The organism is Synechococcus sp. W55.2, assembly GCF_047461635.1.
Lineage (GTDB): Bacteria > Cyanobacteriota > Cyanobacteriia > Thermostichales > Thermostichaceae > Thermostichus.
In genome coordinates, this window is the sequence record NZ_JANSHM010000087.1 from 1 (window position 1) to 9896 (window position 9896).

Here is a 9896-nt window from a genome sequence, read left to right on the forward strand (position 1 = left end):
CCGTGGTTGGCTTGCCAACTGCAGGGCTACCGAAAGCCCGCCCCGTACTGCGAAGCAGTCAGGGTCGGGTAGTTTACACCACAGATCCGGTCACGTAGCGTTGCGGAGCAACAGGAGCAACAAAGTTTGTACGGGGAACATGAGGTGGAGTTGAGAAGAGGTGCCTAGCCCAACCTTTGAACAGCCTGAGGAAATCCGAGCGCTTTTTGACCGCATTGCTCCCCACTATGACTCCCTCAACCAAACCTTGAGCCTGGGCCTCCATCAGGTTTGGAAGCGTATGGCCGTGCGTTGGTCGGGCGCCAGCTCAGGAGGATATGTGCTGGATCTGTGCTGTGGAACCGGTGATCTGGCTCTGCAGTTGGCCCGCCGAGTAGGACAAAGGGGACATGTGGTGGGCCTAGATTTCTCTCCCGCCATGCTGGCGATTGCCCGGCGTCGCTCCCGGCTCTTCCCTGGCTACTCCCTGGAGTGGGTTTTGGGAGATGCCTTGGCCTTACCTTTTCCCGACAGTAGCTTCGATGCCATTACCATGGGCTACGGCTTGCGCAATGTAACCGATATTCCCCAAGCCTTGCGAGAGATTAGGCGAGTACTGAAGCCAGGACGTCGTGCCGCCATTTTGGATTTTCACCGCCCCACAGGGATCCCTCTTTGCGAACAATTTCAGCGCTGGTACTTGAACACTCAGGTGGTTGCCCAGGCCAAAACTTTGGGACTGGGATCCGAATATGCCTACATTGATCCCAGCCTAGATCGCTTTCCCTCTGGAGAAGAGCAACGACAAATGGCCCTGCAGGCAGGGTTTGCCAGTGCCAAGTTCTACCCCCTAGCGTGGGGCATGATGGGGGTACTGGTGATTGAGAAGTTTCGTATTGTTTCCATTAATTCCACTAATTCCACTTCCCCGAAGGGAAGCGACTCCCGCCGATTATAACCCTTGTCCAGAGCGGGATCCAGGGGCCTAGATCGACAGGGTCTCGTTTAAGGACTCCGTCCCGCTGGCGCGAAAGGACTCCGTCCCGCTGGCGCGATGAGAGGCTAGGGAGCAACGATATAACGATCCTGCGAGAGGCGCTCGTTGCCTTCCCACCTTGCTGGTTTGCTCTGGCTGCAGACAGATGTGAAGACTGGGCTTGGGACCCAATTTTTGGGTAAAACTCCCTAGGTAAAAATTACTACAAACCACCACAAGAGCTGGGATCCCAATTTGGGAAGCTTGCGAACCCTAAATGCCTGGGGACTTGCTGGGTGGGCTTTCTTCGGCTACTGCTTGCCTGCGTCGATCCCCGATGCCGCAATCACCACAGCATTCCGGTCGCTTGAAGTCGTCCCAATGGATGCAAGCCCGGCAGCCTTTCAGCATTTCCGGCCAGCGCTCCCGAATCAACAGTTGCCGCAGCCTGACTTCCCGTGATTCCTGAAAGGGGTTTTGGAATTGAACCATAGCTTTTGGGTTTCCCATCTCTCTTAATCTGGTATAAAAGCAGATTTGAGTTTGGGATCGAGAAACATCAGTATAGCTTAAGGTTTGTGGTGGCCCAATCTTTTTTGCCAGTTTAAGACATTCGAGACAGACCAATCTGCTTTTATTCATCACCTTGGGAAAAGATCTACCAAAAAATGTAAACAGGTCATATAAAACTTAACTCATTTTTTCTCCGCTTAAAACAAAGGTGGGATCCAATGCCAGCAGCATTTGAGTCCGACCGCGGTGTTCCAGGCGGTTCACCGCCGATTGAATCACCTCCACATGATGAGCCCGCACAGCGGCCAGGCCGGCAGAAAGGCCGTAGAGCCCATCCAAAGAGTTGGTCGTCGCCACGACCCGCCCGTTGGGGCTGAGATGGCTCCAGCAGGCTTCCAAGATCTCGCGTAGGGGGTGGCCTCCCTCAATGCAGATGCGATCCGGTGCCGGAGAAAGGTGTTGCAGACAATCGGGGGCAGTACCTTGAATCACCTGCACGTTGGTGAGGCCAAATTTCTCGCAATTGCTCTCGATTAGGCTGACTACCTCGGCATCTCGCTCGATGGCAATCACGCGAGCTTTGGGGCATAGAACAGCCGCTTCAATGGCAATTGTGCCGGTTCCGGCGCCGATATCCCACAGGCAGTGGTTCTCTCCCAGGCGCAACTGGCTTAGCACCAACACGCGCACCTCACGAGGGCTCATCGGGATCCCTGGGATGCGTTCAAAGGCAGAGTCTGGGATCCCTGGGGTGCGGTAGGGCCAAGAGAAGGCGGCTGACATGGGTAAAGTACCGTTGCAGAGGAAGTTTGTCTATACATATCCCTCAGCATAGAGCGAATGCTCAACAGGCCATCTCCAACCTGATAGGGGTGCCGCTTCTCCCGCCCAATCATTGCCCAGATGGGCACCACAAACGCCCTCTGAGCTCAACGGAGTGGTTGGAGCAATTCCCAACCGGCAAAGCTGCAGTCCAAAACCAAAATGATCCTGCCCCCTTGAGGAATCGAGTTGGACACTAGGGAAGTTCTGGAGACAAGCGGGATCCCTGTTACCCGAGAGCTAGTTTTGCACTGGATGTAGCTGGCGCTGCCGGAAAAAGTTGTAGTTGGGGCAATGTTCAGTACAAGAGGATCTTAAGAACGTTTCCTTGAACTGGAGCCTATCAAACCATCCATCCAAAGAATAAGCTTTGCTCGCAGATACAGCCAAATCTCATCATTTGCCCGCAACAGGAATAGAACATATAGGCTCAATACGACGAAAACACACAGGTTCCCTAAAAAAGTGTAGGTTTGGATAATTTGATTCGGTGCTCCAGCCAAAGTCGTAGTTTAGGCGGTTCATATCCCCCCTGGCATCTCCTTGGCCGCCCAACAAAGTTCCCCAGGGAACCTCGGCCAATCCCAGTCTGATGCTGTGCCATTCCCAAAAGCTTCTCCACAGGCTGCTGGCCGCGATCCCCAGCACGACAAATCGCCAAAAATCCCATCGCCAGCGATCTGGCAAGGGAAAATAAAAGCTGGCCATCAGAAAGGTGCTGAGATAAAATTCTCCTCCAACGCCGCTAAAGACAAACAACATCTCCCAGGTGCGATTGGGCATCAGCCAGGTCATGTAAAACTGCAATAGAGCAAGAAAGATGGCCAGCACCTGCAGCCACCCAATCCGCTCCTTGCGGGCTGACCAGAAGAGTAGAATCAGTAAAAAGAGGATTCCAAAATACACAAAGGGATCCCTCTGCGAGCTAACGCTTGTCCAGCCGATGGGCAGAGGCAAAGCCCGATACCCGCTCCACCAGGCGACGGTGGCATGGCCAAATTCGTGGATCCAAATGTGAAGAGGCAAATGCAACAACTGCAACAAGCCTATGTTGTTCACCATCAGGGCCACCGCAAACGCAGCCGGGTAAGCCCAAGCGTTGACTGCCCAGTTATCGAAGGAAAACCGATCCCAACGCTGCCGGGATCCCAGCTTTAGGCTCTGCCGCCAGAGCAAGCGTGAGCCGCGGAAAGCGCAAATCTCCACTTGATCCAGCCGTGGAATCCGCAGTTGCTTCAGGATCAGAAACAGTTGGGCGGCGGCAACTTGGGGGGAGAGCTGAGGCCGATAAGGGGATCCGATGAGGTGAATGTGCAGGGTCTCGTCGGCAAAGTCTACCTGAGCACACCAGCGACGCCGCAGCAGCTCCATCCGCACAACCTGCACAATTGACTGGGCGTGTCCAGCTCGGGCCAGGGCTAGGGGATCCGGTGGTTTGGGCATCCCAAGATACCTCGCCGGAGAACAAGCAGTGGGATGGAGAAGATACGCCCATTATCCTCTGGCCCCGCAAGCAAGAGCGGAATTGCGCTCCTTCTCAGGCTGCTCCGAAAGCAGGTTGGTATAGTTGCAGGTGTGGGGAGTGGATGGAAGGTCATGCCCGAATTTGGCAAGCCGGGGTCAAGGCAGATATGGGGGGCGATGCTGCTGTTGAGCTTGGCGGGGGCAGGGCTGTTTCCCCCGGAATCTGTCCAGGCTCAGGCGATTACAGCCCCAGGTTTATCGCGCATTGAGCGTTGGTACTACGACCCCCAGCAGGGGCGGCTGGAAGTTAACACCCAGGGCGAGGTGCGGCCTTTCCTGTTTGTTCTGCAAAACCCCCCCAGAGTGGTGCTGGATTTTCCCAACACCCGCTTCGGACGGGAGCCCCAGACCCAGACCTTTGCAGGCCGTGTCGCCTCTCTGCAGATTAGCCAGCTTACGGATACCATCACCCGTTTTGTGCTCTATCTGCAGCCGGATCAGCCCCTCAGCCTTAACCACCTGCAACTGCTCACTGCCGGCCCCTCTCGCTGGGCTGTTCAATTCACCCAGGCCGGATCTCTCTCTTCTTCTCCCCCTTCATCTGCCGGCTTATTGGGAGGTTCCAGGGATCCCTTCCCGCCGTCCCCGCCTTTGCCGACACTGCCTCCCCGACGCCCGGCACCCACCCCATCTCCTCGCTCCGGCCATCAAATTTTAGAGGTATCCCCGCAAGCAGAAGGCTTTTTTATCCGTACCCAAGGCAGCCCCTCCACTACGGTGCGGCGCATCCTCGATCCGGATCGGGTAGTGGTGGATTTTCTCAACACCACCCTCAGCCCTGCCCTCACCCAGCGAGCTTATGTCATCAACCGTCTGGGGGTTTCGCGGCTGCGTATCGGGCAGTTTGAGCCCACCGTTGCTCGGGTAGTGCTGGATGTGGATTCCTCCGGTGGCGACTGGGAAGCCCGCTACGACCCACAGCGAGGTGGGATCTGGATCCAGCCTGCCGGGGGTGCTGCCCAGGCCAGCCTTTTGCCCGAGGTCAGCTCTGTCAACAGCAGTGGGCCGCTGGCCACGTTGCAATCGGTTCAGCTCCAGGGCAACCAGTTGATCATCAGCGCCGATGGATTCATGTTCTACCGGGCCGGCTGGGATCCCGAGAGTGGTGGCTACCGCATCAACGTGGCGCCCGCTCGCCTGCCCCAGTCTATGCCGGATCCCGGCTTGCCGGTTGGAGGGCCGGTGGAGCGGATCCGCTTTGTCCAGGAAGATGCCCGCACGGTCAGCATTCTGGTGCAGCCCGCCGAGGAGTTCAATGTCTTCGAGCCCAACCCCGGCCAGGGATCCCGCCGCATTACCTTGGAGCTGCGACCTCTGAATGCTCCTCCACCAATACCTCAGCCGCAGACGCCCGGCCCTGCCTCCCCTTCCACCCCCCAATCTCTGAACCGGACGGTCATTGCCATCGACCCCGGCCACGGGGGACGGGATCCCGGTGCCATCGGGGTGGATGGGATCCAGGAGAAGGACATCGTGCTCTCCGTTGCCCACCAGGTGCAACGACTGCTGCAGGAGCGGGGGTACGGGGTGGTGATGACCCGCACCGATGACCGGGAAGTGCTGCTGCAACCGCGGGTGGATATGGCCGTTCAGGCCAATGCTGCCCTGCTGGTGAGCATTCATGCCAACGCCCTGGATCGCTCCGGCATTCACGGCATCGAGACCTATTACCTGCGACCTGATAGCGCCGAGCTGGCCGCCATCTTGCACCGCAGCTTGGTCAGGGCCACCGGTGCTGCTGACCGGGGGATGAGACGAGCCCGCTTTTTTGTGGTGCGGGAAACACCTGTGGGTATGCCCTCCGTGCTGCTGGAGTTGGGATACGTAACCAACCCAACCGAGGGGCGAAAATTGGCCACTGCCGAATATCAGGCTATTTTGGCGCGGGCCATTGCCGATGGCATTGAGACTTTCTTGCGCAGTCGCTAGCCGTTGGCTGAGCTTGTTCATGTCTATCGGATCTCTCAATTGATCCTTAACTGATCGAATTGACGATCCAGTTGGCCCAGTTGATCTCAGAGGGAAGGCAGGGAATCTGTCGCCGAGATTCTCGAAAGCAGGGTAGGATACAGCAGCTTAGGCCAAGGTGTTGAGGAGAACGGAGCATGCAGTGGGAGTGGAAGTCAGAGCCAGATCCCAGTTGGCCAATTGGGGTGTTTGACAGCGGCTTGGGCGGGCTGACGGTTTGGCGAGCCTTACGCCGCCGGCTCCCCCAGGAACGGCTCATCTACTTCGGCGACACAGCGCGGTTGCCCTATGGGGAACGCTCGCCAGAGGAGATCCTGGCCTTTGTGCGGCAAATTCTGACATGGATGCAGGCACAGCCGGTGAAGCTGGTGGTGATGGCCTGCAATACCAGCTCGGCCTTGGCTCTGGACCACGTGCGGCAGGAGTTTGCCCTGCCCGTTCTGGGGTTGATCCTACCCGGCGCCCAGGCAGCACTGGCCCAAGGATCCCGCATTGGGGTGCTCGCCACGGTGGCCACGGTCAAGAGTCGCGCTTACTCAAGAGCCATTCAAGAGTACAGCGCTCTGGATCCCAAACGTTTTCCGTACCCCGTTTACTGTTGGGAGCAGGCCTGCCCTGAGTTCGTCCCTCTCATTGAAGCCGGATGGCTGGATAGCCCTGCTCTGCGACAGGCGGCTGAACGCTACCTGCAACCGCTGTTGCAACAGGGGATCGATACTCTTGTCTATGGCTGTACTCACTACCCCCTGCTGGATCCAATCCTGAAGCCTTTGCTGCCGTCCTCGGTCAAACGGGTAGATCCAGGGATGGCGCTGGTGGGATCCCTGGCCCGCGAATTGAGCTTATGGGGCTTGCGCCGCCCCTCGACCGCTGCCCAGGAGGAACCCCACCGTTTCTGTGTGAGTGGGGATCCAGAGCGGTTTGCCCAGTTGGCCGCCCCTTGGTTGGGCTTTCGGCCCCAGGTAGAACGGGTGGAATTGCCGGCTTTCCTCCGTCCCTGAACGCCTCTCTTCTTGGGGAAAAGATTGGGGGCCCCTCAACGGGTCATCACCTGCAAGGGGAAGCGCTCCGCCAGCTCCCCCTCCACTTTGGGAAGCCATTCCTCTTGGAACACCCACACCTGCCCCTGCTGCACGCGGCCATCGGGGTTTTGCGTCAGCTCCAGCCAGTACACAAATTGGTTTCCCCGCAGCACCACCCCTTGGATGGCAAGGGCCAAGGTATAGCCCGGACTGCTTGCCAGAGCTTCTGGGGACGGGTAGCGAATCACCTCCACCGCCTGATCCAGATCGGCGGCGATCTCCGGCCCATAGACATCGCGAATGGCTTGAAAGAGATCCTCTGCTGTCAGTCCTTGGGGGCGAAAGAACGTCATCCGTTCCGAGCGAATCGTCTCCCGATCCAGCGGGTTGATGATCCGTCCCGGTGGAGCCACCGAAGCCAAGAACGTAAAGCGGGATCCATCCGGCTCCACTCGGTTGATGTTCAGGGTTTCGCCTGGACGGGGCCGCAGCACAGGATTGTCCCTCACCCAGGCCGCCACCTGATCCGGAGATTGCCCAGGGATCCCCCAAGCTGCCGACCGAAGGCCCGCCACTGCCCAGCAGGCCATTGCCAAACCGGTTCCTCGCACCCAGCGCAGCCTTTTGCCCCAGCAGGACAGAGCCCTTGTTGGCTTTGCACCCAAGACCGGCCAGCGATCGCAACGCACGTTCCCATTCCTCCGGGCGAACAACACAAAACTGAAAGAGATCAATTGAGGTAAGAGATCAATTAGGCGGGCATGGGCAGATCCATCCTCGATGCAAGCGCCCAACAGTCTTGCCCCTCCCCACTGTACCTGAAGATGTCGGTGCGCCTGTTGCGTCTGAGCGCGAGCATTGCGGCCAATGGTTGCAAAGATCCCTCGGCAAGATGCGCAGATCCCCACGGCCTGATCCCGCAAAACGTAAAAAATACCTTAAGATAAGATCAACGGTAAGCATAAGATCAACGGTAAGCAAATCTCATACGCACTAGGTCAGCACCTCAGGAGGTAACCGATGGCTCTCGTTGCAATGCGGACGCTGCTGGATCATGCCGCCGAACATGGCTACGGCATTCCTGCCTTCAACGTCAACAACATGGAGCAGATCCAAGCAATCATGCAGGCAGCCCATGAAACCAACAGCCCTGTTATCCTGCAAGCCTCTCGAGGGGCACGCAAGTATGCGGGCGAGAACTTTCTGCGGCACCTGATCCTGGCGGCAGTGGAGACCTACCCCCACATCCCCGTCGCCATGCACCAAGACCACGGCAACAGCCCGGCTACCTGCTATTCCGCCATCCGCAACGGCTTCACCAGCGTCATGATGGATGGATCCCTCAAGGAAGATGCCAAGACCCCGGCCAGCTACGAGTACAACGTGGCCGTTACCTCCGAGGTGGTGAAAGTGGCTCATGCAATCGGGGTGAGTGTGGAAGGGGAACTGGGCTGCCTGGGATCCCTGGAGACGGGCCGTGGGGAAGCGGAAGATGGCCACGGTGCGGAAGAGGCGCTCAGCCATGACCAACTCCTCACCGACCCCGACCAAGCGGTGGACTTTGTGGAGCGAACTCAGGTGGATGCGCTGGCCGTAGCCATTGGTACCAGCCACGGCGCCTACAAGTTCTCCCGTAAGCCCACCGGCGACATTCTGGACATGGAGCGCATCGCCGAGATCCACCGCCGCCTGCCCAACACTCACCTGGTGATGCACGGTTCCTCCTCCGTGCCCAAGGAGCTGATCGACATCATCAACGAATACGGCGGCTCCATTCCCGAGACCTACGGTGTGCCGCTGGAAGAAATTCAGCGGGGCATCCAAAATGGAGTGCGCAAAGTAAACATCGACACCGACAACCGCCTGGCCATCACAGCTGCCGTGCGCCGCGCTCTGGCCGAGAATCCGAAAGAGTTTGATCCCCGCCACTTCCTCAAGCCTTCCATCAAGGAAATGCAAAAAGTCTGTGCTGAGCGCTACATTGCCTTCGGCTGTGCTGGCCATGGCACCAAAGTTCCGGTGGTTACCTTGGATGAGATGGCAGCCAAGTATGCTTCTGGAGCTTTGGCGGCTCAGGTGAAGAAGACCGTTGCGGTCTAGTCCCCACATCCTGCAAGAACTCTGGAATGCTTGCCGGGGCGCTTCCAGGGTTTTCCTTGGAGATCAGTTAGGTCACTGGACTCAGATTGGACAAATAAGGGGATCCAGCGGGGATCCCCTTTTGCTTTGGAGGAACTTGATGCGTTTTGGGGGTCAGGCAGCTTTTGCCGCAGAACGTTTTTCCGTCTCAATTTGATGGTTCAGCAACGCCAAGGTTAGGCAGTCCAACAGTTCCAGGTCAGCCTCAGAGTAGCGCCGCTGAAAGAGCAGCTCATTGATGCGGTTCTCTTGGTCCAAGCTGAGGAAGCCGCTGCGGAACACCTGCTCCACGATTTCTTGGATGCTGGAGGGCAGAGTAACAGAGTCAAGACTTGTATTCATGGCTGGTTCTGTTTGAGAGATGGTTTTTGAAGGGAGAAGACTATCTTTGCCAAGAGGTGAGGTAGCGCTGCTCGATGTCCTGCAGGGAAAGATGGGAAGCCCTGGGCCGCGGCTCATTCACGGAGGAGACATCGTTCTGCCACTTGAGGGATACTCCCAGCAGTGCTCCCAAAGAGAAGCTCTCGCTCAATAGGGCTGCTATGCGGTAAGTACGGTAGTCCAGGGTTAGATCTTCACTGACTTGCATCTGTGTTTCCTCCGTATTTCTAACGTTCATGCCCCTATCATAGCCTCGAGATCAGTGGAAGTACAGAGAAACATCGAGGATTTACGTAGGCAATTTGTACGTTTCTTCTACGCGATTTGGCGGATATCGGTGGGATCCCAGGGGTCTTTGGGGCGGGTTCAGGGTTGAGTCAGGGATCCCAGCCCAGCAGAGCACAGATGTCCGCAGCCAGGGTGGCGGCGTTGAAGGGTTTGCCGATGAGGCCATTGGCTCCAAGCTGAGCCAGAGAGGAGGGTGAAACTGGGAAATTGACATCCTCCCCGGCCTGAAGGCTGGAGATTCCTACCACGCTGCGCATGGATGGCTCCTTGCGCAGTCGTCTCGG

Annotated in this window: 11 protein-coding genes; 4 read left to right on the plus strand and 7 right to left on the minus strand. The window is 57.6% G+C overall.

Going from position 1 to position 9896, the window contains the following annotated elements:
* The first annotated feature begins 160 nt into the window (after positions 1 to 160).
* Positions 161 to 937, plus strand: a complete 777-nt coding sequence (gene ubiE / locus NW828_RS12915; RefSeq protein WP_414384282.1) for a bifunctional demethylmenaquinone methyltransferase/2-methoxy-6-polyprenyl-1,4-benzoquinol methylase UbiE — start codon at positions 161 to 163, stop codon at positions 935 to 937.
* Between the two features lie 291 nt (positions 938 to 1228).
* On the opposite strand, the gene NW828_RS12920 is transcribed toward ubiE, so the two are convergent.
* The 3 genes from NW828_RS12920 to NW828_RS12930 form a co-directional block, all read right to left on the minus strand.
* Complete coding sequence (locus NW828_RS12920) at positions 1229 to 1447, minus strand: hypothetical protein (RefSeq protein WP_414384284.1); 219 nt, start codon at positions 1445 to 1447, stop codon at positions 1229 to 1231.
* 198 nt (positions 1448 to 1645) lie between these two features.
* Positions 1646 to 2251, minus strand: a complete 606-nt coding sequence (cbiT, locus tag NW828_RS12925) for a precorrin-6Y C5,15-methyltransferase subunit CbiT (RefSeq protein ID WP_414332185.1) — start codon at positions 2249 to 2251, stop codon at positions 1646 to 1648.
* 435 nt (positions 2252 to 2686) lie between these two features.
* The gene (locus tag NW828_RS12930; RefSeq protein ID WP_414384285.1) at positions 2687 to 3733 is read right to left on the minus strand and encodes a hypothetical protein; all 1047 of its coding nucleotides are present in this window, start codon (positions 3731 to 3733) and stop codon (positions 2687 to 2689) included.
* 198 nt (positions 3734 to 3931) lie between these two features.
* Here NW828_RS12930 and NW828_RS12935 point away from each other — a divergent pair, with 198 nt between their 5' ends.
* Complete coding sequence (locus NW828_RS12935; RefSeq protein WP_414384287.1) at positions 3932 to 5743, plus strand: N-acetylmuramoyl-L-alanine amidase; 1812 nt, start codon at positions 3932 to 3934, stop codon at positions 5741 to 5743.
* Between the two features lie 176 nt (positions 5744 to 5919).
* Positions 5920 to 6783 (plus strand): glutamate racemase, encoded by an 864-nt coding sequence (gene murI / locus NW828_RS12940; protein ID WP_414384289.1) that lies wholly within the window; start codon positions 5920 to 5922, stop codon positions 6781 to 6783.
* 35 nt (positions 6784 to 6818) lie between these two features.
* Here the strand turns inward: murI and NW828_RS12945 are convergent, their stop codons facing one another.
* The gene (locus NW828_RS12945) at positions 6819 to 7415 is read right to left on the minus strand and encodes a hypothetical protein (protein ID WP_414350535.1); all 597 of its coding nucleotides are present in this window, start codon (positions 7413 to 7415) and stop codon (positions 6819 to 6821) included.
* A gap of 409 nt (positions 7416 to 7824) precedes the next feature.
* On the opposite strand from NW828_RS12945, the gene fba reads away from it, so the two are divergent.
* Entirely contained in the window at positions 7825 to 8904 is a 1080-nt protein-coding gene (fba, locus tag NW828_RS12950; RefSeq protein ID WP_011432022.1) for a class II fructose-bisphosphate aldolase, read from the plus strand.
* A 153-nt stretch (positions 8905 to 9057) separates the two neighbouring features.
* Here fba and NW828_RS12955 read toward each other — a convergent pair whose 3' ends face one another.
* The 3 genes from NW828_RS12955 to NW828_RS12965 form a co-directional block, all read right to left on the minus strand.
* Positions 9058 to 9285 (minus strand): hypothetical protein, encoded by a 228-nt coding sequence (locus NW828_RS12955; RefSeq protein WP_414384291.1) that lies wholly within the window; start codon positions 9283 to 9285, stop codon positions 9058 to 9060.
* Positions 9286 to 9325: 40 nt separating this feature from the next.
* Positions 9326 to 9532 carry a hypothetical protein gene (locus tag NW828_RS12960; RefSeq protein WP_011432020.1) on the minus strand — a complete coding sequence of 69 codons (207 nt, stop codon included), beginning with the start codon at positions 9530 to 9532 and terminating at the stop codon, positions 9326 to 9328.
* A gap of 169 nt (positions 9533 to 9701) precedes the next feature.
* The coding region (locus tag NW828_RS12965; RefSeq protein WP_414384292.1) for a hypothetical protein at positions 9702 to 9896 on the minus strand (195 nt) is incomplete at its 5' end.